Annotated in this window: 24 protein-coding genes; 11 read left to right on the top strand and 13 right to left on the bottom strand. The window is 67.5% G+C overall.

Annotated elements, in window-relative coordinates:
• The first annotated feature begins 36 nt into the window (after positions 1-36).
• The 4 genes from hutU to ETR14_RS09470 are packed head-to-tail and all read left to right on the top strand — an operon-like array spanning position 37 to position 4805.
• Entirely contained in the window at positions 37-1695 is a 1659-nt protein-coding gene (gene hutU, locus ETR14_RS09485) for a urocanate hydratase (RefSeq protein WP_206186074.1), read from the top strand.
• A complete protein-coding gene (hutH, locus tag ETR14_RS09480) occupies positions 1692-3203 on the top strand; it encodes a histidine ammonia-lyase (protein WP_129384382.1) in 1512 nt (503 codons plus the stop codon). The genes hutU and hutH overlap by 4 nt, the downstream gene beginning before the upstream one ends.
• Positions 3204-3249: 46 nt before the next feature.
• The gene (locus tag ETR14_RS09475; protein WP_129384381.1) at positions 3250-4362 is read left to right on the top strand and encodes a CDP-alcohol phosphatidyltransferase family protein; all 1113 of its coding nucleotides are present in this window, start codon (positions 3250-3252) and stop codon (positions 4360-4362) included.
• Positions 4363-4373: 11 nt separating this feature from the next.
• Entirely contained in the window at positions 4374-4805 is a 432-nt protein-coding gene (locus tag ETR14_RS09470; protein WP_129384380.1) for an HIT family protein, read from the top strand.
• On the opposite strand, the gene ETR14_RS09465 is transcribed toward ETR14_RS09470, so the two are convergent.
• Complete coding sequence (locus ETR14_RS09465) at positions 4802-5554, bottom strand: NTP transferase domain-containing protein (RefSeq protein WP_129384379.1); 753 nt, start codon at positions 5552-5554, stop codon at positions 4802-4804. The genes ETR14_RS09470 and ETR14_RS09465 overlap by 4 nt on opposite strands.
• 104 nt (positions 5555-5658) lie before the next feature.
• On the opposite strand from ETR14_RS09465, the gene ETR14_RS09460 reads away from it, so the two are divergent.
• Together ETR14_RS09460 and ETR14_RS09455 are read left to right on the top strand one after the other, a co-directional pair.
• Positions 5659-6483 carry a nucleotidyltransferase family protein gene (locus tag ETR14_RS09460; protein ID WP_243455909.1) on the top strand — a complete coding sequence of 275 codons (825 nt, stop codon included), beginning with the start codon at positions 5659-5661 and terminating at the stop codon, positions 6481-6483.
• A gap of 9 nt (positions 6484-6492) precedes the next feature.
• Complete coding sequence (locus ETR14_RS09455; protein ID WP_129384377.1) at positions 6493-7104, top strand: LuxR C-terminal-related transcriptional regulator; 612 nt, start codon at positions 6493-6495, stop codon at positions 7102-7104.
• 7 nt (positions 7105-7111) lie between these two features.
• Here the strand turns inward: ETR14_RS09455 and ETR14_RS09450 are convergent, their stop codons facing one another.
• The 4 genes from ETR14_RS09450 to ETR14_RS09435 form a co-directional block, all read right to left on the bottom strand.
• A complete protein-coding gene (locus ETR14_RS09450; protein ID WP_129384376.1) occupies positions 7112-8026 on the bottom strand; it encodes a polyprenyl synthetase family protein in 915 nt (304 codons plus the stop codon).
• Positions 8023-9006, bottom strand: coding sequence for a 4-hydroxy-3-methylbut-2-enyl diphosphate reductase (ispH, locus tag ETR14_RS09445; RefSeq protein WP_206186007.1), 984 nt, complete (start codon positions 9004-9006; stop codon positions 8023-8025). The genes ETR14_RS09450 and ispH overlap by 4 nt, the downstream gene beginning before the upstream one ends.
• Before the next feature lie 67 nt (positions 9007-9073).
• Positions 9074-9472 carry a DUF2141 domain-containing protein gene (locus tag ETR14_RS09440; RefSeq protein ID WP_129384375.1) on the bottom strand — a complete coding sequence of 133 codons (399 nt, stop codon included), beginning with the start codon at positions 9470-9472 and terminating at the stop codon, positions 9074-9076.
• Positions 9411-10229 carry a sterol desaturase family protein gene (locus ETR14_RS09435; RefSeq protein ID WP_129384374.1) on the bottom strand — a complete coding sequence of 273 codons (819 nt, stop codon included), beginning with the start codon at positions 10227-10229 and terminating at the stop codon, positions 9411-9413. The genes ETR14_RS09440 and ETR14_RS09435 overlap by 62 nt, the downstream gene beginning before the upstream one ends.
• 57 nt (positions 10230-10286) lie before the next feature.
• Between ETR14_RS09435 and crtY the strand changes: the two genes are divergently transcribed.
• The 3 genes from crtY to ETR14_RS09420 are packed head-to-tail and all read left to right on the top strand — an operon-like array spanning position 10287 to position 13838.
• Positions 10287-11447 carry a lycopene beta-cyclase CrtY gene (gene crtY, locus ETR14_RS09430; RefSeq protein WP_129384373.1) on the top strand — a complete coding sequence of 387 codons (1161 nt, stop codon included), beginning with the start codon at positions 10287-10289 and terminating at the stop codon, positions 11445-11447.
• Positions 11444-12922, top strand: a complete 1479-nt coding sequence (locus ETR14_RS09425) for a phytoene desaturase (protein WP_129384372.1) — start codon at positions 11444-11446, stop codon at positions 12920-12922. Before crtY ends, ETR14_RS09425 begins: the two co-directional genes overlap by 4 nt.
• Positions 12906-13838, top strand: a complete 933-nt coding sequence (locus ETR14_RS09420; protein ID WP_206186006.1) for a phytoene/squalene synthase family protein — start codon at positions 12906-12908, stop codon at positions 13836-13838. Before ETR14_RS09425 ends, ETR14_RS09420 begins: the two co-directional genes overlap by 17 nt.
• A gap of 28 nt (positions 13839-13866) precedes the next feature.
• Here the strand turns inward: ETR14_RS09420 and ETR14_RS09415 are convergent, their stop codons facing one another.
• The 4 genes from ETR14_RS09415 to ETR14_RS09400 all read right to left on the bottom strand — a co-directional run bounded on the left by ETR14_RS09415 (position 13867) and on the right by ETR14_RS09400 (position 17964).
• Positions 13867-14364 carry a sterol desaturase family protein gene (locus tag ETR14_RS09415; protein ID WP_129384371.1) on the bottom strand — a complete coding sequence of 166 codons (498 nt, stop codon included), beginning with the start codon at positions 14362-14364 and terminating at the stop codon, positions 13867-13869.
• A gap of 7 nt (positions 14365-14371) precedes the next feature.
• Entirely contained in the window at positions 14372-15538 is a 1167-nt protein-coding gene (locus tag ETR14_RS09410) for a sulfotransferase (RefSeq protein WP_165356393.1), read from the bottom strand.
• Between the two features lie 93 nt (positions 15539-15631).
• A complete protein-coding gene (locus ETR14_RS09405; protein WP_129384369.1) occupies positions 15632-17323 on the bottom strand; it encodes a flotillin family protein in 1692 nt (563 codons plus the stop codon).
• A gap of 2 nt (positions 17324-17325) precedes the next feature.
• Entirely contained in the window at positions 17326-17964 is a 639-nt protein-coding gene (locus tag ETR14_RS09400) for a YqiJ family protein (protein WP_129384368.1), read from the bottom strand.
• Between the two features lie 217 nt (positions 17965-18181).
• On the opposite strand from ETR14_RS09400, the gene ETR14_RS09395 reads away from it, so the two are divergent.
• Positions 18182-18673: a flavin reductase family protein gene (locus tag ETR14_RS09395; protein ID WP_165356392.1), complete on the top strand. Its 492-nt coding sequence runs from the start codon at positions 18182-18184 to the stop codon at positions 18671-18673.
• A 152-nt stretch (positions 18674-18825) separates the two neighbouring features.
• Positions 18826-19506, top strand: coding sequence for a TMEM175 family protein (locus tag ETR14_RS09390; protein WP_129384366.1), 681 nt, complete (start codon positions 18826-18828; stop codon positions 19504-19506).
• A 13-nt stretch (positions 19507-19519) separates the two neighbouring features.
• Here the strand turns inward: ETR14_RS09390 and ETR14_RS09385 are convergent, their stop codons facing one another.
• The 4 genes from ETR14_RS09385 to ETR14_RS09370 form a co-directional block, all read right to left on the bottom strand.
• Positions 19520-20200, bottom strand: coding sequence for a 2OG-Fe(II) oxygenase (locus ETR14_RS09385; RefSeq protein ID WP_129384365.1), 681 nt, complete (start codon positions 20198-20200; stop codon positions 19520-19522).
• A complete protein-coding gene (locus tag ETR14_RS09380; protein WP_129384364.1) occupies positions 20197-21462 on the bottom strand; it encodes an amidohydrolase family protein in 1266 nt (421 codons plus the stop codon). The genes ETR14_RS09385 and ETR14_RS09380 overlap by 4 nt, the downstream gene beginning before the upstream one ends.
• Positions 21463-21575: 113 nt before the next feature.
• Complete coding sequence (locus ETR14_RS09375) at positions 21576-22433, bottom strand: RcnB family protein (protein WP_165356391.1); 858 nt, start codon at positions 22431-22433, stop codon at positions 21576-21578.
• A gap of 106 nt (positions 22434-22539) precedes the next feature.
• Positions 22540-23097: a (2Fe-2S)-binding protein gene (locus ETR14_RS09370; RefSeq protein ID WP_129384362.1), complete on the bottom strand. Its 558-nt coding sequence runs from the start codon at positions 23095-23097 to the stop codon at positions 22540-22542.
• Positions 23098-23124 lie beyond the last annotated feature (27 nt).

Raw genomic sequence — 23124 nt, 5'->3', positions numbered from 1 at the left:
CTGGCAGAAGCGGCCGGACATCAGAGGATGAGAATGCTGAACAGGCGCGACAACAGCCGCTCGATCCGGGCGCGGACCGGGTCGGAGATCCGGGCGAAGAGCTGGGTGACCGAAGCTGCGGTGCGGATGCTCCAGAACAATCTCGATCCGGCCGTCGCCGAAGCTCCGGAGGAGCTGGTCGTCTATGGCGGCATCGGCCGGGCCGCGCGCGACTGGCAGAGCTTCGACCGGATCGTCGAGACCCTCGAGCGGCTGGACGAGGACGAGACCCTGCTCGTCCAGTCGGGCAAGCCGGTCGGAGTCTTCCGGACCCATGAAGATGCGCCACGGGTGCTGATCGCGAATTCCAACCTGGTTCCGAAATGGGCGACGTGGGAGCATTTCCACGCGCTCGATCGCCAGGGCCTGATGATGTACGGCCAGATGACCGCAGGGTCGTGGATCTATATCGGCACCCAGGGCATCGTTCAGGGCACCTACGAGACCTTCGCCGAAATGGGCCGCCAGCATTATGGCGGCGATCTCAGAGGCCGCTGGATCCTCACCGCCGGCCTTGGCGGAATGGGCGGTGCCCAGCCCCTGGCGGCAGTGATGGCCGGCGCCCATTGCCTGGCCATCGAATGCCAGGAGAGCCGGATCGAGAAACGGCTGGAGACACGCTATCTCGATCGCCGGGCCGGCTCGATCGACGAGGCGCTGGAGATCCTCCGCACCGCCGCCGTGCCGACTTCGGTGGGGCTGCTTGGGAACGCCGCCGAGGTCCTGCCCGAGATGGTGCAACGGGGCATCCGGCCGGATGCGGTGACCGACCAGACCTCGGCCCATGATCCCGTAAACGGCTATCTTCCGGCCGGCTGGAGCGTCGAGCAGTGGATCGAGGCGCGCGAGCGCAATCCCGAAGCGGTCGAGAAAGCGGCGCGCGACTCCATGGCGAAACATGTCGAGGCGATGCTGGCGTTTCGCGCAATGGGCATTCCGGTCTTCGATTACGGCAACAACATTCGCCAGGTGGCGAAGGACGAGGGCGTCACCCACGCCTTCGACTTTCCGGGATTCGTCCCGGCCTATGTGCGACCGCTCTTCTGTCGCGGCGTCGGGCCGTTCCGCTGGGTGGCATTGTCGGGCGACCCCGAGGACATCTACCGTACCGATGCCAAGGTAAAGGAACTGATACCGGACGATCCGCACCTCCACCGCTGGCTCGACATGGCGCGGGACCGGATCGCCTTTCAGGGTCTGCCGGCGCGGATCTGCTGGGTCGGGCTGGGGCAGCGCCATCGCCTCGGCATGGCATTCAACGAGATGGTCGCACGCGGCGAGCTCAAGGCGCCGATCGTGATCGGCCGGGATCATCTCGACAGCGGTTCGGTCGCCAGCCCCAATCGGGAAACCGAAGCGATGCGCGACGGGTCGGACGCGGTGTCCGACTGGCCTCTGCTGAACGCCCTGCTCAACACCGCGTCCGGTGCGACCTGGGTGTCGCTGCACCATGGCGGCGGCGTCGGCATGGGCTATTCGCAGCATTCCGGAATGGTGATCGTCGCCGACGGCAGCGAGGCCGCCGCGAAGCGGCTGGAGCGGGTGCTGTGGAACGATCCGGGCACCGGTGTGATGCGCCACGCCGATGCCGGCTACGACATCGCCATCGATTGTGCCCGCGAGCAGGGGCTCGACCTGCCGATGGTGGGACGATGATCGAGCTGCGTCCCGGCGCCGTCTCGCTTGCCGACCTGCGCCGGATCTGGGCCGGGGCGCCGGTGGCTCTGGCGCCGTCCGGATGGGCCGCGATCGATGCCGCCGCGGATGCGGTGGCGCGGATCGTCGCGTCGGGCCGGACCGTTTATGGGGTCAACACCGGGTTCGGGCTGCTTGCGCAGACCCGGATACCGGGCGAGCGGCTGGAAGAACTGCAGCGCAACCTGATCCTCTCGCACAGTTGCGGCCTCGGCGATGCGCTGTCGCCCGAGGTGGTGCGCCTGGTGATCGCGCTGAAGGCGATCGGCCTCGGCCGCGGCCATTCCGGCGTGCGGCGCGTGGTCGTCGAGCGGCTGCTGGCCTTGCTTCAGGCGGATGCATTGCCGCTGATCCCGAGCCAGGGTTCGGTGGGCGCGTCCGGCGATCTCGCACCGCTCGCCCATATGAGCGCGGCCCTGCTCGGCGAGGGAAGGATCATCCTTGCCGGCGAAACGCTTGCGGCCGGCGATGCGCTGGCGCGGCTCGGACTGGCGCCCCTTGTGCTCGGCCCGAAGGAGGGGCTGGCCCTGATCAACGGCACCCAGGTTTCGACCGCGATTGCGCTAGACACCTTGTTCACGGCGGAACGCGTGTTCGCGTCCGCGCTCGTCGGCGGCGCGCTCTCGGTCGATGCCCTCAAAGGCACCGATGCGGCCTTCGACCCGCGGATCCACGCCGCCCGCGGGCAGCCGGGCCAGATCGCCGTCGCATCGGCGCTGAAGCGCCTGCTCGACGGCAGCGAGATCCGCCACAGCCACGAAGACTGTCCGCGCGTGCAGGATCCCTACAGCTTCCGTTGCCAGCCCCAGGTGATGGGCGCCTGTCTCGACCTGATCGGCAATGCCGCGCGCACGCTGGAGATCGAGGCCAATGCGGTCACCGACAATCCGGTCGTGTTCGCAGAAGGCGACGAAGCGCTCTCGGGCGGCAATTTCCACGCCCAGCCGGTTGCCTTCGCCGCGGACATCCTGACGATGGCGCTGTGCGAGACCGGATCGATCTCGGAGCGCCGCACGGCGGTGCTGGTTGACCCGAAGATGAGCGGCCTGCCGCCGTTCCTGGTGCGCGACAGCGGCGTCAATTCGGGTTTCATGATCGCCCAGGTCTCCGCAGCGGCGCTCGTCTCGGAGAATAAGAGCCTGGCCTTTCCGGCAAGCGTCGATTCGATACCGACTTCGGCCAATCAGGAAGATCATGTCTCGATGGCGACCCATGCCGCGACCAAGGCGCGCCGGATCGCCGGCAACGCCGCCGGGGTGATCGGCATCGAGCTGCTGACGGCGACCCAGGGAATCGATTTCCACGCGCCGCTCAAGACCTCACCCCAGCTGGAGGCGGTGCGCGCCGCGATCCGGACCAACGTGCCGCATTATGCGGCCGATCGCTATTTCGCCGACGATCTCGCCTGGGCGAAGGAGGCGGTGTTGAACGGCAGCCTTTGTCAGGGTGTTGCCGCCGATCTCTTCTGATTGTCACCGATGCGCCGTAGCCGCATCGAAGCCTAGTCTCGAAGGAATGCAAAGAATGAATGCCGTTCTCCCGGCGGGGACCAATCGAACGCGGCTCTGGGGCCTGACCCCGCGCGAGCGGCTGGCCCGGATCGCGGCGGCGCAGGATGTCGACTTCGCATCCGGCGCCGGCGGCGGCCCGCTGGTCGCCAATCTCGATTTCGTCTGGGATCCGGCGTGGCTGCGCTGGATGGCCGAGCGCCCGGATCACGTGCTGACCCTCGGCGGCGTACCGGTTCTCGCCCATGTCGAGGATCTCGATGCCCGTCTCGCCGTCACCTACGCGATGGGCCATGGCGAGGCGCTTGCTGCCGGCGCCCTGACCGTGATCGCCTATGAAGATCTGGGCAGCCTCGGCAACGAGGCGTTGCGCAAGCGCGAGAAGCCGTTTCTCGGCCGCCTGACGCCGGAAACGGTTCCGGCCCTTGAGCGCGCCAGCTATTTCGGCGCCTACAAGGGCGTGACCGATCTGCTCACCAAATATCTCTGGCCGGAATGGGCGCTGGTGCTCACCCGCTGGGCGGCCCGCTTCGGGATCACGCCCAACCAGGTGACCGCGGTCGGCGCCTTGCTCTGCATCGCCGCGACCTTCCTGTTCTTCGAGGGCTATTATTGGACCGGGCTCGCGGTCGGGCTCGGCTTCATGGTGCTAGACACCGTCGACGGCAAGCTCGCCCGCTGCACGATCACCTCGTCGCCGCTGGGCAACATCTTCGATCATGGCATCGATCTCGTCCATCCGCCTTTCTGGTGGTGGGCCTGGGGCGTCGGCCTTCATGCCTATGGCCGGCCGCTTGCCGGCGAAACCTTCGCCTGGGTGCTCCTGGCGATCATCGGGGGATATGTGGTCCAGCGGGTGATCGAAGGCATCTTCATGCGCCGCTACAAGATGCACATCCACGTCTGGCGGCGCTTCGACAGCTGGTTCCGGCTGATCACCGCGCGGCGCAATCCGAACATGGTGATCCTGCTCGCCTTCCTCGCCGTCGGGCGGCCGGACTGGGGCCTGATCGCGGTGGCGGCGTGGACGCTGATCTCGCTCGTCGTGCACGCCGCCCAGCTGGTTCAGGCGCTCGCGGCGGACGCACGCGGGCGGCCGGTGACCTCCTGGCTCGCCTGAGGACAATAGCCATGAATGCGACCATCGACCGCTTCGGCCACCCCGGCACGCTCGTCGCCGAATACGATCATTGGGTGGTGCTGCTCAGGCCCTCTCAGCCAACCCTCGGCAGCCTGGTGCTCGCCGCCAAGGGAGAGGCGACCGCCTTCTCCGACCTGCCCGCCGCGGCGTTCGCCGAAATGCAGCGCACGATTTCCGACATCGAAGCCGCGCTCGGCGCGGCCGTCGCCTATGACAAGATCAACTATCTGATGCTGATGATGGTGGATCCGCACGTCCACTTCCACGTCATCCCCCGTTATGCGGGGGAGCGCTCTGCCTGCGGCATCGCCATTGCCGATGCCGGCTGGCCGAAGGCTCCCGCCCTCGGCGACGCCGTGGATCTCGATTCGGGGCAGATCGCAGACTTGGTCGGCTGGCTCCGCCAAGCCTGGCCCGGTTAAGCGGCGGCCTGCTTCTCGGCGAGCGCCCAGCGTGCGGTCAGAGCCGCGGCCTTGACGACATCCTCCGGGAAATCGACTTCCTGCCATTCTTCGCCGTGGATCGAGACAGTGCGAACGTCGGCGCCGGCGCGAGCGAGTTCGTCGATCGCGCGCAGGTACCAGCGGCGGGTGCCGTCGGGCGTGCGCATCATCGCCTCGACCTGGCGAATGAAGGCGCCGCCGCCTTCGCCGCGGAAGGCGAGGAAGCCGATCGATTCGGCATTATACTCGCCCGGCTCCAGCGCCTTGCCGATCCGCCGCAGACGATCGCCGTCGCGAAGCACCTTCATGTCGTCCGAATCGTAGCTGTCCTTCTCGTCGACGGTGACCGCGATCGGCCCGGTCCGCGCAGTGACGACGCGCTCGGCAAGCGCGGCCGACACCAAAGTGTCGCCGTTGAGCAGCAGCACGTCGCCGGCAAATTCCTCCCGCGCCATCCACACCGATCCGAGATTGTCGGCGACATGGTAGAAGGGGTTGAAGAGGGTGCGCACGCCGGTGCGCTTGGCGGCAACGGCATCGACGAGATGGTCGCGGAAGCCGGTCACGACGACGATATCGGAGACGCCGGCCCCCTGGAGGACGTCGAGCTGCCATTCCAGCAGGCTCTTGCCGGCGAGATCGATGAGGCACTTCGGCAGGTCCGCGGTGAGCGGCAGAAGGCGCGAGCCTTTGCCCGCGCTGAGGATGACAGCTTTTGAAATCGACATGTCCAAGTCCGGAAAGATGCGTTGCGCTACCGCAACTTGCGTGCTTGTGCAGCCAATTGCGTCATTTTTACGATCACTTCGTGACGGGAAGGCAGTTGGGCTTGGTGGCATCGGATTGGACGGCGATCGTTCTGGCGGGGGAAAGGCCCGGCGAGTCCGCCTTTGCGGCGAGCCAGAATGTCCGCGCCAAGGCGCTGATCCCGGTCGGCGGCGTGCCGATGCTCGCAAGAGTGGCGGCGACCTTGCTCGATTGCCCCTCCGTCGCGCGGATCGTCATTCTCGCCCAGTCGCCCGACGCCCTGCTCGCCGATATCGCGCCGTGGATCGGAGACTCGGCACGAATCCGCACCGCCCCGGCGGGTGACGGCATCTCCGCGAGCATCGCGGCGATTGCGGGCGGCGACGTCGCGCCCTGGCCGGTGCTGATCGCCACCGCCGACCATGCCTTGCTGTCCGTCGACATGGTCGAGACATTCCTCGCCGGCGCGGCGGGCGCGGACGTGGCGTTCGCGGTGGCGGACCGGACCACGGTGGAAGCGGCCTACCCCGAGACGAAGCGGACCTGGCTCAAATTCTCCGACGGGCATTTTTCCGGTGCGAACCTGTTCGCGCTGGCCACCCCGGCCGGCCGCGCGACCCTGGATTTCTGGGGACGCGTCGAGAAGGAGCGGAAAAAGGCGCTTAAGCTCCTCACCTTTTTCGGGCCGATGCTGTTCCTGCGTGCCTTCACCCGCACGATCTCCCTGCCCAAGGCCGCCGCCAGGGCCGGACGGTCGCTCGGGCTCGATCTCAAGCCCGTGCGGTTGCCATTCGCGGAGGCGGCGATCGATGTCGACAAGCCTGCGGATCTGGCGCTCGTCCAAAGCATTGTTGCCGCACGCGAACCGGCGCAAGGGCGCGGTTTGTCAACCGGCACAAGCGCAGGCTAAAGGAGCTCCATGCCCGTTGCCGACGACGAAGAGGCGCTGTTCGCCTCGATCCGCCTCAGTCCGATTGCCGCAATCGTCACCGATCCCCGCCTGCCGGACAATCCGATCCGCGCGGTCAACTCCGCGTTCGAGACGCTCACCGGTTATTCGCAGGACGAGCTGATCGGCCGCAACTGCAGGATCCTCGCCGGGCCCGGCACGGAAGAGGCTCCGCTGCAGGCGATGCGTGACGCGATTCGCGATGCGAAGCCGGTGATGACCGAACTGCTCAACTATCGCCGCGACGGGACGGCGTTTCGCAACGCCGTCATGGTCGCGCCCTTGTTCGACGACGAGGGGCGGCTTGCCTATTTCATCGGCTCGCAGATGGACGTCACCGACGCCGACGCCCGCGACGCGATCGCGCGTGCCGAAGCTGCGCGCGGTCGGCTCACCGCACTCACCGAGCGGCAGCGCGAGGTGCTCCAGCAGATGGCGCTCGGTCTGCGCAACAAGCAGATCGCGGCCGCGCTCGGCATCAACGAGAAGACGGTCAAGATGCACCGTGCCGCCCTGCTGGTGCGGCTGAACGCGGCCACCTCGGCCGACGCCGTCCGCCTCGCGGTGGAAGCGGGGCTGTAGACCGCCCTTAGCGGTCGCGGTCGACGGTAAACCGGGCGACCGCGCGGAGCAGCTCTGCGCGCGCGCCGAAATCGGCGAGATGGTCAATCGCCTGGGTCGACAGCAATTGGGCCTGCGCGCGCGCGGCGGGCGCGCCAAGCAGCGAGACGAAAGTCGGCTTGCCGGCGGCATCGTCCTTGCGCAGCCGCTTGCCCGCCGTCTTTTCGCACCCCTCGACATCGAGCAGATCGTCGGCGATCTGGAAGGCGAGGCCGATGCAGCGTGCATAGCCGCGCAGGCTGCGCCGCGCCTCCTCGCTCGCCTCACCGAGCGCTGCGCCGGCATCGAGACACCAGCCGATCAGCGCACCGGTCTTCAACCGCTGGAGACGGGCGATCGCTTCGAAATCGCCGATGGACGGTTCGGGCAGAAGATCGAGCATCTGTCCGCCTGCCATGCCCGAGGCACCGGCGCTGCGCGCCAGCGACACCGCGAGCTCCACCCGCACCGCGGGATCGGGATGCAGCCCTCGGTCGGCGAGCAGCTCGAAGGCGAGTGCATGAAGCGAATCGCCGGCCAGCACCGCCGTCGCCTCGTCGAAGGCTCGGTGCACGGTGGCTTTGCCGCGGCGGAGATCGTCATCGTCCATGCACGGCAGATCGTCGTGGATCAGCGAGTGGACATGAATGCATTCGACCGCCAGCCCGGCGATGAAGGCGCGCGGCCGCGGAACCCCGAACAGCTCGGCGGCCGCGATCACGAGCAGGGGCCGCAGCCGCTTGCCGCCGCCGATCGCGGCGTGGCGCATCGCCTGGTAGAGCCGCGCCCGGCCGTCGGCGGGTTCCGCCAGCAGCCGATCGAACGCACGGTCCATTTCGTCGGCGATCCGGCGGAGCGAGGGCGCCAGCAGGCCTTCGTCATGGCTGAGGGTGAGCGTCGTCATGCGACACGCACCGGACGGAAATGGGCGCTCTCGATCGGGCTGCCGATTTCCTCGATGGCAAGATCGAAGCGCGCCCGCAGCCCGTCGAGCACGGCCGACACCGAGCTTTCCGGAGTCGAGGCGGCCGCGGTCACACCGATCGACGCGCGACCCTCTACCGCGCTCCAGTCGAGTTCCTCCGGGCCGGCGACGAGCTGAACCGATTCGCAGCCTTGCGCGGCGGCGACCTCGGCAAGGCGGTTGGCGTTGGAAGAGAAGCTTTCGCCGACGACGATGATCGCGTCCACCGATGGGGCGATCGCGCGCAAGGCGGCCTGGCGGTTGGTCGTCGCGTAGCAGATGTCGCTGCCGCTCGGGCCGGCGAGATCGGCAAAGCGGGCACCGAGCGCGGCGGCAATGCCGTCCGCCTCGTCGACCGAAAAGGTGGTCTGCACGGCGAAGGCGACCTTGCCGGCCGGCGGAATGTCGAGGGCGTCGATCTCGCTGGAGGAGGCGATCACGTCGGCGGCGCCGGGCGGCAACTGACCGAGCGTGCCCTCGATTTCGGGATGGTCGGCATGGCCGATCAGGATGACGTGCCGGCCGTCGCGGTGGTGGCGAACGACTTCCCGGTGCACCTTGGCGACCAACGGGCAGGTCGCGTCGATCACCCGGCGTCCTCCCTGCTCGGCGGCCTGGGCGATGCCTGGCGTCACGCCGTGTGCGGAGAGGATCAGCACTGCTCCGGGGGGAACCTCGTCGACCTCCTGCACGAAGATCGCCCCCCGCGCCTCGAGTTCACGCACGACGGCAAGATTGTGGACGATCGCGCGCCGCACGTAGACCGGGGCGCCATGATGGTCGATCGCCTGGGTGACCGCATCGATCGCCCGGCGTACGCCGGCGCAGAAACCGCGGGGCGCCGCCAGCACCACCCGAAGCGGCGGCCGCGGCGCAGGCCGAAGCTGCACGTCGCCCATCGGGGCTGGGGCCTGGACCATCAACGCTCTCTCCTCGGCCCCACCAGTCAGCGAGGCTATCCTGTGTCGGCGCTGCGGTCCACCTAGGCTAAAGAAGGTAGCGGACCCGCACCGTCTGAACGGTTTTTCCGCCGCCCACGGAGAAGCTTACATCCTTGAAGGCCGGCGGTCCGAAGCGGATCCCCGGATTGCGGGAAAAGCCGAACCCTTCGGTCGGCACCGGACCGATCTTGTCGAGCTTGCCGTTGCCATTCTCGTCATGGATCAAGGACAGGCCGTAGGTGCCGGGGGCGACGCCGGGGATGCGCACCGTCAGCGTCCGAGCCGCCGCGACCGTCTTTCGCACCGCATTGGGATCGGCCTTGCAATCGGCCGGGAAATTGGCCGGTCGCCCGGTCAGGCACAGGCGAACGAGACCGTTGGCGTTACGCAGCGTCAGCGCGATGTCGAGTTCCGCCTCGCTCGGCGCCGCCGCCCCGCTCAGCATCGGCGCCAGCAGCAGCGCCGCCAGCGCGCGGGTGCGCAGCGAACGTGCCGAGGCCGTCGTCCGTCCCGCAAAGCCGATCCCAAAAGCGAAAATAAAGCCCATAATTACACCTGTACGCGCGGTGATGCCGCTCGTGATGCGAAGCCGTGATCAGCCACTTCCCCGCGGGACCCCGCACGAGCCGGTCGGGAAACATCTCCCAGCCCATGTGATTGGTGACCCCCATCACCGTCATCACCGAAAGAACGACGAGCAACGCACCATAATGGATCGGGATGAAAAGTACGAGACCCGGAATGACCACAGCGCCGGTGAGCGCCTCGACCGGGTGGAAGCTCATCGCCGCCCAGGCGGTGGGCGGACGGCTGGCATGGTGGACGGCGTGGGCGATCTTGAACGGCCGGGGCCGGTGCATCCAGCGATGGGTCCAGTAGAACCAGGTGTCGTGGAGCAGCAGGTACAGGAGCACGGAAGCGGGCAACCACCAGAGTGGATAGTCCGAAGCGTTCGAGTAGATGCGTGTCCATCCGCGCGCCTGCCATCCCCAGGCGAGCAGCCCGGCCGGCAGACCGTAGATTGCGGCGCTCGCCAGGGACCAGCCGATCTCCTTGCGGATCTGCCCTCCGCGTCCCGCATAAAGGCCGGGCGCGCGCCGCTCGGTCAGCCAGGCGAACGCGCCGCTGACGGCGGCGTAGCGGAACGCGACGATCGCGGTCATCGCCAGCATCGCAGTCAACAGGGGAACAGGAAGCGCCATTGCCGGGCCTTACACGAACCGATGGCGCCGCGCGACCAGCTTGCCTATGGCTAGGCCATGGCAGGGAAGAGACTGATCATCGCCGGTGGCGGTCTTTCCGGCTGCCTCGCGGCGCTTGCCCTGGCGGGGCGGCGTTCCGACGTCGAGCTGTTGCTGCTCGAGGGCGCCGACCGCTTCGGCGGCAATCACACCTGGTCCTATTTCGACGCCGATCTCGATGCGGCCGCACGGCCGCTCGTGGAGCCGCTTCGCGCCGCTTATTGGGACAGCCACGAAATCCGCTTTCCTCGCCGCCGGCGGGTGCTCGAGAGCGGCTATAACAGCGTCAGCTCGGAGCGGCTGGACGCGGCGGTGCGCGCGGCGCTGCCCGCCGACCGCTTCCGCCTCGGTGCGCGAATCGCCGAGGTCGCGCCCGATGCGGTCACCCTCGTCACCGGCGAGAGGCTGGAAGCCGATGGCGTGATCGACGCGCGGGGCCCGTCCGATCTCTCGGCGCTCGATCTCGGCTGGCAATATTTCCTCGGCCGGGAGCTGCGCTTCGCGCGGCCGCACGGGCTCGCGCGGCCGATCATCATGGACGCCACGGTCGATCAGCGAGACGGCTATCGCTTCGTCTACTGCCTGCCGTTTTCCGCAACCGACATGCTGGTCGAGGACACCTATTACCGGCTCAGCGCCGACTTCGACCTGGCCGAACTCGGCATTCGTATCGACGCCTATGTCGACGCGCAGGGATGGGGGCGCGCGGAGACCGTCCGCGAGGAGCATGGCGTGCTGCCGGTGGCGATGGGCGGACGCGTCGAGCGCCTGTGGGACGGCCCGCCGGTGGCGCGGCTCGGGCTACGCGGCGGTTTCTTCCACCCCACCACCGGCTATTCGCTCCCCGACGCGGCGCGCAACGCGCTGCTGCTTTCGCGCCAGATCGACCTCGGCAGCGCCGCGCTCCACGCCGTGTTCCGCCGCGAGGCGGAGCGGCTCTGGGGTGCACGGGGCTTCTATCGGCTGCTCAACCGTATGCTGTTCCGGGCGGCGCCCGGACCGGAACGCTATCGTGTGCTTGAGCACTTTTACCGTCTGGATGCGTCGGTGGTCGAACGCTTCTATGCGGCGCAGACGACCCTGGTCGACAAAGCCCGCATTTTGAGCGGGAAACCGCCGGTCAGGATCGGCAAGGCCATTTCGGCCCTTGCCAACAAGGAAGGACAGACGACCGCATGAAACGCGCTGCCGTCATCGGCGCCGGTTTCGGCGGTCTTGCACTGGCGATCCGACTGCAATCGGCCGGGATCGCCACCACCATCGTCGAAGCGCGGGACAAGCCCGGCGGACGCGCCTACGTCTGGAACCGGGACGGTTACACGTTCGATGCCGGGCCGACCGTGATCACCGATCCCGCCTGCCTGCAGGAATTGTGGGCTTTGTCGGGCAGCGACATCGCGGCAGACGTCGATCTGGTGCCGGTCAGTCCCTTCTATCGCCTGTCCTGGCCCGACGGCAGCATCTTCGATTATTCCAACGACGACCCTGCCTTGCTCGCCCAGATCGAGGCGCTCGATCCGGCGGACGTCGCCGGCTATCGGCGGTTCCTCGATTATTCGGCCGGCGTATACCGCGAAGGCTATGAGAAATTGGGGGCGGTGCCTTTCCTCGATTTCCGGTCGATGCTGCGGGCGGCGCCGGCGCTGGCGCGCTACCAGGCGTGGCGCTCGGTCTATGCGATGGTGTCGACCTTCGTTCGCAACGAGAAATTGCGGCAGGCCTTGTCCTTTCACACGCTCCTCGTCGGCGGCAACCCGATGACGACCAGCGCCATCTATGCCCTGATCCACAAGCTGGAGCGCGATGGCGGCGTGTGGTTCGCCAAAGGCGGCACCAATGCGCTGATCGCGGGCATGGTGCGCCTGTTCGAGCGGCTCGGCGGCACCCTCCGCCTCGCCGATCCGGTGGAGGCGATCACCGCGAGCGGCGCTGCGGCGACGTCGATCCGGACCCGCAGCGGCTGGGAAGAGCGGTTCGACGGCATCGCTTCGAACGGGGACGTGGTCGCGACCTACGATCTGCTCGGCGACAACAAGCGCGGCCGCACTGCCGCCGCGCGGCTGCGCCGCAAGCGCTTCTCGCCCTCGTTGTTCGTCGTCCATTTCGGCGCGCGCGGCAAATGGCCCGAGGTGCCGCACCATTCGATCCTGTTCGGGCCCCGCTATCAGGGCCTGCTCGGAGACATTTACGGCAAGGGGCGTCTCGCCGACGATCCCTCGCTCTATCTGCATCATCCGACCGCGACCGATCCCGAAATGGCTCCGGCGGGTTGCTCGACCTTCTACGCGCTGGCGCCGGTGCCGCATCTCGGCAACCATGATGTCGACTGGGCGGTAGAGGGCCCCCGCTACCGCGACCGCATCCTCGAGATCGTCGAGGCGCGCGCGCTGCCGGGCGTGCGCGCCGCGATCGAGACCTGCTTCCATTACACGCCGAAGGACTTCGAGAGCGATCTCGGCGCTCATCTCGGCTCGGCTTTCAGCCTCGAGCCGCTGCTCACCCAGAGCGCCTTCTTCCGGGTTCACAATCGCGACGACGTCATCCGCAATCTCTATTTCGTCGGCGCCGGCACCCATCCCGGGGCCGGGATACCCGGCGTGGTCGGCAGCGCCAAGGCGACGGCCGGGCTGATGCTCGATGATCTCGCCGCCTGAGCGCGCCGCCTTGGTGGCGGAGGCTGCGGCGATCATCGGCCGCGGCTCGAAATCCTTTCGGCTGGCGAGCCGATTGTTCGATCGCGAGACGCGCGAGCGGGCCTGGCTGCTCTACGCCTGGTGCCGTGCCTGCGACGACCGCACCGATGGCCAGACGCTGGGCCATGACAGCCGCCCGGTCGCCGAGCCTGAGCAGGCGTTTCGCGGCATTGCGGACGCGACCGACCGGGCTCTGGCGGGCGAGACGGTCGGCGATCCACCGTTCGACGCGCTCGCCGTAGTCGCCGCCGAATGCGCGATCCCCCACGCCTTCATTCGCGCCCATCTCGACGGCTTCGCGCTCGATGCTGCGGGCTGGCGGCCGGCCAACGAACGCGATCTGCTGCGCTATTGCTTTCACGTCGCCGGTGCGGTCGGCTGCATGATGGCGGTGGTGATGGGGGTGGCGCCGGACGACGAGCTGACCCTCGACCGAGCCTCCGATCTCGGCATCGCGTTCCAGCTCGCCAACATCGCCCGGGACATCACCGAGGATTGCGAGAACGGGCGCTGCTACATCCCCGCCGAATGGCTGGCCGAAGCCGGCCTGAAGCCGGGCGATCTCGCCTCGCCGGCGCATCGCGACAGGGTCGCCATGATCGCCGGGCGCCTCGCCGCCTTGTCCGAACGATACGAGCTTTCCGGGCGCGCCGGTGCCCCACGCCTTCCGTTCCGCGCCCGCTGGGCGGTGCTCGCCGCAGCCTCGATCTATGGGGCGATCGGCCGCAAGGTTGCCCAGCGCGGCGCGGCTGCGCTCGACAGTCGGGTGATTATCCGCAAGCGCCGCAAGCTGGCATCGGTGGGGCTGGCGCTGGTGAAAGCATCGGGCAGCGGGGATTCGGTCGAGCGCGAGGACCTCTGGACCCGGCCACGCTGATCCCCCTCTTCCCTGAAGGGGGAGATGGCTAGGCCCGCGGTGCCCTTACCCCGGCATGGCCGCGCTTCTTCAACTCGGCCTTGAGCGCCTCGGGCCGGGGGGCGATCAGGAAGCCGAAACTGACCGAATCCTCGCGGCTCTCGGTAACGTGATGCAGCCGGTGCGCCTGGATGATCCGCTTCATATAGTCGGACTTGGGCAGGTAGCGGTGCGCGAGCCGGCGGTGGACGATGACGTCGTGGAAGCCGAAATAGATGGCGCCGTAAGCGGCGATGCCGGCGCCGACCCAGATCGCCCAGGCGCCCCAGCCGAGATTGACGCCGCCGAAGATCAGGGTGATCGAGGGCAGGGCGAAGATCACGGCATAAAGATCGTTCGCTTCGAAGGCGCCGGTACGCGGCCGGTGGTGGCTTCGATGCAGGAACCAACCGGGCCCGTGCATGATCCAGCGGTGCGCGCCATAGGCGACGCCCTCCATCGCCGCGACGGTGGCGAGGAAGAGCAGCAAACCGACATACCAGGACATGCGCGGGCTATAGCGCGTAAGCGGCGCTCGCCCCAACCACATTGCGCACGCTTTCTGCATCGAGGCCGAAGTCGGCGAGGCTGTAGCGATGGCCGCGAAAGCCGCTGCGCTCCGCCTCTGCGAGATAGCGCGCCATCGCGGCTTCGACCGCGGATGTCAGCGGCAGGTCGAGGAAGTCGTAGATGCGCGCGACGGCGCCGCGCCAGTCCTGGTTCATCGCGTCGAAGCTGATCTCGATCTGGGGCACGTCGGGGCGAGCGGCACGTACGGCGGCTGACCGATCCGCTCGCCGCGCAGTCTTGCGCAGCCATTCGGCGCCGATCCACGCGGCATCTGCCGAATCGGACTGGACCTTCATCTGGTTCCAGACGAGCGAGGCCGACGAGCCTGCGACTTCGGCCGGGTCGCGATCCAGGCAGATCAGCCGTGCATCCGGGAATTGCTCGAGGAGCAGATCGAGATCCTCCATGAATTGCGGCGCTTTCATCAGCCACGGTCCGCTGCCGGCCCGCGACCAGGCAAGGATCTTCATCAGCTTGCCGAACGTCGCGTAGACCGGCCGGCGGTCGACTTGTTCCCACCAGCGGGTGAAGCTCGGGACCCGCCATTGCGCCTCGAACTGGGCGCCGTGGATGGAGGGGCTGAATAGGCCGAATTCCTCCTCCGGTGCTGCCGCGGTGGTGGGATGGACCGCCTTCAGATCCGGATTGAGATGGTGGACGAAACGCAGGCCGGCCGCGGCGGCGAGCGGCCGGAGATCGGGGCCGCGCGGCGGCACCGGTGCCATCGTCTCATAGAAGCGGGTGAAGCGAAAGCGCGGGTCGCAGGCGAGCAGCCGGTGGACCCGAGTCGTCCCCGACCGCATCTGGCCGAGGATGACGATCGGCGCCTCGATCCGGATATCAGCGATCTCGAATCGTGTTCGCCACAGCGCGTCCGCGCGGCGGCGGGCGGCCACCGCCCGCGCAATCTGGCCATAAGCCATGGTCCGCCCGAGCGGATTGAGATCGGCTTCCTCGATCAGGCTTTGGACCAGGATCGCGAGCGGCTCCGTCCAGCTCGGATCGCCCTCCGCAGACCAGCGCGCAAGCGCCCGCTCAAATGGCGGCTCGGGCAGCAGGCCCCGCGCCCAGGCGCGTTCGAGCGCGTGGTTGAGGCGGTGAATTGTGCTCATTGCGTTGCGCAGCGCCGGACGGGCGGCGCGGTTCCGCCTTTTCGACATGCGGCGATGCGCACCCCACCCCGCGGCGCGATGCGCATCGTCCGTTCAATCCTTCGGGGCGACCGGCACTGCGACCAGAGGCACCTCGGCCGAGCCCGGATCCTTGGCGCCGGCGACCAGATTCTCCAGCGTCGATCCGTCGAAGCCCAATTCCTTCATCAGGCCGTCGACGATCGGTGCCTGCGCACGGTAGCGGAGCGCCGCGGCGACCGCGGACGAGGCAAGGTTGCTGCTGTCCCCGCCAGCCGCGCCGCCGGCCAGTCCGCCCGCGCCGGCGCTCCCGGTCAGGCCATCGACCTGGACGATCTTGATGCTGTCGATTGCTTCCATAGGCTTGGCGGCTTCCCGGACAATTTCCGGGAGCACCTTGAGCAGGGCAACCTTCGCCTGCAGCGATACCTGATCGGACGAGAGCAGGTTCGCCGCCTCGTTGATCGCACGCTGTCCGGCCGCTTCGACTTCGAAGCGGACGCGGGCGGCCTCCGCCTTGAGCTTTTCCGCTTCCGCCTCGCCTTCGGCGGCGAGACGAAGGGCTTCGGCGCGGTCGGCGGCGGCCTGCTTGTCGGCATCGGCCTTGACGCGGATGCCGATCGCCGCCCGCTCGGCCTCGCGCGCCGCGTCGATCAGTTCGATCTTCTTCTGCCGTTCGGCGATCTCGGTTTCGCGCGCCGTGCCGACCTGCTCCTCGGCCGCGACCGCGGCGGCGCGCGCCTTGTCGGCCTCCGCCTTGGCCTGGCTTTCCTCGCGGCTCTTGTTCTGGACTGCGATTTGCTGTTCCTGGCGGGCGATCTCGAGCGCCTGGGTCTGCGCGATCTTGGCCTGCTCAACGAGACGGTTGGCCTGGATCTGGGCGCTGTCGACCTGCTGCTTGGCGGCGATCCGCGCTTCCTCGGCTTCACGCTGGCGCAGCGACTGCTCCTGCGCAACTTCGGCAGACTGGGCGGCGCGCCGCACTTCGACCTCGCGCTCCTGTTCCAGCCGCGCGAATTCGGCGTCGCGGGCGATCTCGAGGCTGCGACGCTGGGCGTCGAAATTCTTCGCTTCGATCTGCACCCGGGTTTCCTGCTCGATGTCGTTGCGCGCCTTCTTGCGCAGCTCGATCTGCTCGGTGAGCTTGGTGAGGCCCTCGGCATCGAACGCATTGTTGGCGTTGAAATGCTCGATCGAGGTCTGGTCGAGGCCGGTCAGCGACACCGATTCGAGCTCGAGGCCGTTCATCGCCAGATCGGCGGCCGAAACCTGCTGCACCTTCTGAACGAAATCGGCGCGCTGCTCGTGCAGCTGGGCCATCGTCATGCCCGCGGCGACGGAGCGCAGAGCGTCGACGAACTTGCCCTCGATCAGCTCCTTCAGACTTTCGGGCTGCATCGTGCGCAGGCCGAGCGTCTGGGCCGCGATGGCGATGCTCTCGCTGTCCGGGCGGACGCGAACGTAGAATTCGGCCTTCACGTCGATGCGCAGGCGATCGAGGGTGATCAGCGCGTCGTTATTCTTGCGCTCGACGGCGAGGCGGACGGTGTTGAGGTTGACCGGCATCGTCTCGTGGAGAACCGGCAGCACGAGAGCGCCGCCGTTGATCACCACCTTCTCGCCGCCGAAGCCGGTGCGGACGAAGCCGATCTCCTTGGTCGCACGCTTGTAGAGGCGTGTGATCATGAGCCCGATCGTCAGCGCCACCACAAGGATGGCGCCGGCATAGATCGCCAACTGGATGAGGCCATTCATTCCGGTGAACATCGTCAACCTACCTTCAGTTGTTCGTGGATGAGCGGGTCGAGGCCGTCGGCCCGCCCCAGTGCGATGAAAATGTGGCCCTCGCGGCGGGCGAGGAGGATGGCGTCGCCGGCGGCGAGCGGATGGGCTTCCTCGTGCGGCTCGACCATAACGTAATGGACCTGGCCGTGGACGTCGCGCACCCGCGCCTGCGCGGGGCTGCCACGGCGGGCGGTGCCGATCGTGATCTCGCCGCGCTTGCCGACGAGAGTGTCGAGGCTCACGGCAGTGGTCTCGTCCTGGGGCAGGATGCGGGCGAGGCCGCGCGCGCCGAAACCGGTGAGCGGCAAAGCTGCGACGGCGGCCGCCAAACCGGCGATCCATGGCGACAAAGGTGCGCCGGCCAGTTCGGAGGCCAGTTGCTGTAGCGTCAGCCCCGCCAGGCCGAAGATGGCGAGAAAGACGATGATCACCATCAGCAACGGGATCCGGCCGATGCCGAGCCAGGCAAGGGGATCGAAACCATCGATATGGGTATCGAGGTGAAGATCGATGTGGACGGCATGCGCGCCGAGCCCGATCGCTTCAATGAGGCCGATCAGCAGCATCACGATCAATGCCACCGAGAATGGCAGATTCGCCGGTGCCGTCAGAAGCTCGATCATGTTCCCCCTGTCGCCTCCCGGCCGTGATGCTAGCGGATATCCAAAGATTTTCCAGTGAAATCCGACGTTTGTCTCTGCTGCTGCCGGGGCGGGGAGGGGGCGGCGGGCGCAAAGACCTCGGAAATCCAGAGCCTTGCCGGCTTCCGCTGCGATCCCGAAATGCGTGGCTACGGATCGCGGATTGCCAGCGACGGCGGCAGACGCCATGGGGAAGGCGATGAGCGAAACCGATCTTCACGTGACCGACGGCTTCCGGGCGGCGATGCGCCGGGTGGCGTCAACCGTGAACGTGATCACGATCTGCGTCGGCGGCGAGCCGATGGGGATCACCGCGACCGCAATGTCGTCGCTTGCGATGGATCCGCCCAGCCTGCTGGTCTGTATCAACCGGTTCGCGGCGATGCACAGCTCGATGGAGGACGTCTCGCATTTCTGCGTCAACGTCCTGCACCGCGATCAGGTCGACATCGCCCAGATGTTCGCCGATCGCCGGCAGCACGGCCTGCGCTTCGTCTCCGGCTGGACGATGGATTGCGAGCGCCCGCCGCGGCTGATCGACGCCCAGGCCTCGATCGTGTGCCGCCGGATCGATCATCATCCCTTCGGCACCCACAGCATTTTCATCGGCGTCGTCGAGGACGCGATCGCCCGCGAAGAAGTCGATCCGCTCCTCTACTTGAACGGCGCCTATATGGGTGCAACCGACTGACGCAGCTTGTGCTCTGCGCCTGAGCCGCTCTCGAGCCAGGAAACGCCCGTTGATACCGCATCCCTTCGGCGCGGAGGCGGCTTTCACGCTCAGGATCGCCATCGTCCTCGTTCTCGCCTAGCCTGGCCGAACGCCGCCCAGGAGGATCGATCGTGACCAAGGACAATAAAGATACGCCGCGGCTCGACGAGCATCCCGGCGAAGGGGCCGTGCGCGGAACGCAGCGGATGGAGATTTTCGCAGACGCGGTGTTCGCGATCGCCTTCACGCTGCCGCTGCTGGAGATCAAGCTTCCCGAAGCCGGGCCGGATTTCGCCAACGAGCTGTTGACGCTGTGGCCCGCTTATCTGGCTTATCTTCTCTCGGTGCTGGTGATCGGCATCTATTGGGTGCACCACCATTTTTCAGGCGCCATCTACCGTACCACCGGGCATCATTTTCTGCTCGCGACGCTGCTGTTCCTTGCAATCATCGCCTTCATAGCATTTCCCACGCGCGCGTTTGCCGAGCGCTTGAGTGATCCCGGCTCCCGGGAAGCCGGCGCGATCTTCTATGTGGTCGCGCTGGCTGCGCTGTCGCTGGCCTGGTTGCTCAAGTGGCGAACCGGTTGCGCGACCCGCGACATCGACGACCGGCTCGATCCTGCTTATGTCGGCAGACTCACGCGGCGTTACCAATGGTCGACGGCGCTGCACGCGGCTTCGGCGGCAATCGCGTTCTTCATCTGGGAAGCCGGGCTTGCCCTGGCGGCGATCGTCACCCTGGCCAAGCTTCGCGCACCGGAGACTCCGAAATATCTCGACGAAGCGCCGGAGATCGACGGCGAGAGCTGATCTGCTCCCGCGCTCAGGCGGGCAGCGGCGTCCATGGACGCTCGCGATACCATTTGGTGATCACATATTTGACGCCCGCCTCGACCGGCATGCCGCTGTGCAGCGAATAGGGATTCGGTTGCCCGTATTCGTCCATGTTGTTCCACAGCAGCAGATTGCCCTGGCGGGGCGTGACCCGGACGTTGGCGTCCGGGAACCAGGTCTGGCCGCCGGCTTCGACGTCGTTCAGGAATACCATTGCCGTCCAGGTGCGCTGGCCGCCGCTCAGCTGCATGTCGTCCCAATAATCGGTGCCGGGATGGAAATAATCGTTGTGCGGCTTGAACTGCTGGCCGGGCGCGTAGCGCTGCCCCTGGATGGTCTCCCCATGCGCAGGCTGGATGCCGGTGAGATGATTGATCTTGTTCTGCACCTGCACGTTGATCGGATCGCTCATCCTCAGATGACAGCTCTCGCTGGTGCGGAATTCCGGATCGCCGCTCGGGGAGAGCAGGCCCGAGGGAATGCGATCCTTGTCGATCAGCTTCATCACCTGCTCGCACTCGCTGCGGGTCAGCAGATCGCGCACGACGAAGATGTCGAGGCCCTTCGCCGGGATCTGGAGGACGTTGGCGGTCCGCTTCATCCGATCCTTCACCCACGCGCCGATCTGCATCCGATAGAGCGCGTAGGGATCTCCAACCACGCTGTTCATTGGATCGTCCGTCCTCTCACCATCACGAAGTCCACCCTCTCCAGCGCATGCACGTCGCGGAGCGGATCGCCGCTCACCGCGATGATGTCCGCCGAATAGCCCGGCGCGATCCGCCCGATCTCGTTGTCCATGCCGAGCAACCGCGCCGCCCCCGTGGTCGCGGACGCGATCGCCTCGGCCGGGCTCATCCCGGCCTGATCGACCAAAAGGCCGAACTCCTGAGCGTTGCGGCCATGTTCGAACACCGCCGCGTCGGTGCCGAACACCACCGGCACGCCGGCGGCCCGCGCCGCGCGCGCCGCCTTGCCGACTTCGCTCAGCGTCTCGCGGACCTTGGCCTCGACCGCCGGCGTGTAGACGCCCTTGCCGAGCCGCTCACGAATGCCGGTGAACGCCATCAGGGTCGGCACCAATGTCGCGCCGCCGGTCTTCATCGCCTGGATCGCCTTGGCATCGGCGAAGGTGCCGTGCTCGATCGAATCGACGCCGGCGCGGGCGGCGGCCTCGATGCCGCGGGCGCTGTGGGCATGCGCGGCCACCTTGAGGCCAAGGCCGTGGGCGGTGTCGACGATCGCCTTCATCTCGGCGTCGGTGAAATGCTGGCCGAGGCCGCGCGCCTGCTGGGACAGGACGCCGCCGGTTGCAGTGATCTTGATCAGGTCGGCGCCGGCCCGGGAGAATTCGCGCACGCGGGCGGCGCATTGCTCCGGACCGGTGCAGGTGTTGTTCGCGCCCAGCACCGCGACCACTTCGGGCCGGAACCCGGAAACGTCACCATGGCCGCCGATGGTCGAGATGGCAGGCCCCGACGACACGATCCGCGGGCCTGGGATGGCACCTTCCGCGGTTGCGCGGCGCAAGGCGAAGCCGACCAGCGGCGGCGATCCGAGATCCCGGACTGTGGTGAAGCCGGCCAGCGCGGTGATCCGCGCGTTCCTGGCCCCGACCAGGGTCGCATATTCGTCGCTGTTGACCGCTTCGTCGCGATAATCGGATCCGGGATCACCGGAGAGATGGACATGGGTGTCGATGAGGCCCGGCAGCACCGTCTTGGACGAAAGATCGATCAGGCGGGCACCGGCCGGCGGCGGCGTCAGCCCCGCATCGATCGCTGTGATCCGGCCGTCCGCGACGGTGATCGTGGAAGGTCCGGCGACGGCGCGCGCCGGATCCGAAAGCAGATGGCCGGCATGGATCACGAGGATCTCGGCCGCAGCGGGCGAGGCGATCAGGCAGGCGGCGGCGAAAGCGAGAAAGCGCATCAAGACCCTCCGGAAACGCTCTTTTCATGCTGGCGCCGCCCGGCGCTGGCAAGCGAAAAGCCCGGAGCGCATGCGCCCCGGGCTTCCGATCCTTCGATCTGCGGCGTGACCGCTTACCAGAAGAAGTCGTAGATCGCGTCGATCACCTCGCCGGTATACATGTCGACGAGCAGCACGTCGTCATAATAGCGGACCCAGCGCGTGCCGGCATAAGCCGGCGGCAAGCGATACTGCCAGGGATCGCTGATCCAGTAGCGATCGCCGTAGAAGCCGGAGCCGAGCGAGAAGCCGATCGACAGACGGCTGTAGCTGTGATCACGATAGGGCGAGTAATAGCGTCCGATCCGGTAGAGATCGCGGTGGGCGTAGCGATAATTCTGCCAATCGTACCGCCGATCGTTGCGCCACTGGCGGTCCCAACGCTGCGCCTGCCGATAATCCCCGCGGTCGTTCTGCCAACCCCGGCGGTCGTCCCGGCGGTCGTTGCGCCAATCGCGGCGATCGTCGCGGCGGTCGCGGCGCTGGTCGCGAAGCCGCTCCTCGTAGCGCTGCTGGTTCCGCGCCGCCTGCCGCTGATAGCGGGGATCCAGACCTTCCGCGCTGCGCTGCGACGCTTCGCGAGTCGCGTCGATCCGCTGACGATAGGCCTCGCGCCGGGCGCCCCCTTCGCCACGCCGCCGCTCTCCGCTCTGCCAGTTGGACGCCGAGCGCTGGTCGACGCCCTGGTTGCCCTGCACCTGCACCGGCGCCTGCCGAGGCGCTTCGACGCGCTGCTGCCGCACGTCCTGACGTTCCTGGCGGACCGCCTGCCGTTGCTGCCGGGCCTCGACGCGTGCCTGATTGCGCTCGCCCTGCCGCTCGTAACGTTGCTGGATGCGCTCGGCCCGGCTGCCGCCGTGATTTTGCGCTTCCGCGGCCACGGGGGTAAGCACCGTTGCCGACATCACCAATCCGATCAATGCCTTACGCATCGAACACTCCTGTCTCCGCCCGGCGAAAAGCCGCCCTGCGATAATGACGACTTGTGCCGCAATGTCGATGAGCCGTGGCTGAACCGGTTCGACAACGTTCCGAAAGCTACCGCCGCCGTGCCGGGGCACCGCCGGCATCGAGCGCCGGCACCCGGCGCGCGGCGTCGCAGGGATCGATGTCGGGCGGCGGTGCCGCCGAAATCTGTTCCTGGCCGCCGCGCACCCGCGCCGCCCTGCGAATCGCCTCGCGGATCCTGGGATAGGTCCCGCACGGGCAGAGGTTGGTGATCGCCGCGTCGATGTCGGCGTCGCTCGGCGCGCCATTCTGCTCGAGCAACGCGGCGGCGGCCATGATCATTCCCGGCTGGCAGAAGCCGCATTGGGGCACCGACTCGGCAACCCAGGCCTGCTGGATCGGGTGCGAACGATCGGGCGACAAGGCTTCGATGGTGGTGACGAAGCTGCCTTCCAGTCGTCCGATCGGCATCTGACAGCTGCGCACCGCGCGGCCGTCGACATGCACGGTGCAGGCCCCGCACTGGCCGGTGCCGCAGCCATATTTGGTTCCGGTGAGATTGGAAGCGTCGCGCAGCGCCCAGAGCAGGGGCGTGTCCGGATCCAGCCGGTATTCGATGGGCTGGCCGTTCACCGTGAAGCGCGTCATGACAGGCTCTTAACGGGAGAGAGCAGG

It is taken from the genome of Sphingosinicella sp. BN140058 (assembly GCF_004135585.1).
Classification (GTDB): domain Bacteria; phylum Pseudomonadota; class Alphaproteobacteria; order Sphingomonadales; family Sphingomonadaceae; genus Allosphingosinicella.
The sequence above is the reverse complement of the archived record's forward strand: the minus strand, read 5'-3'. Positions and strand labels throughout refer to the sequence as shown.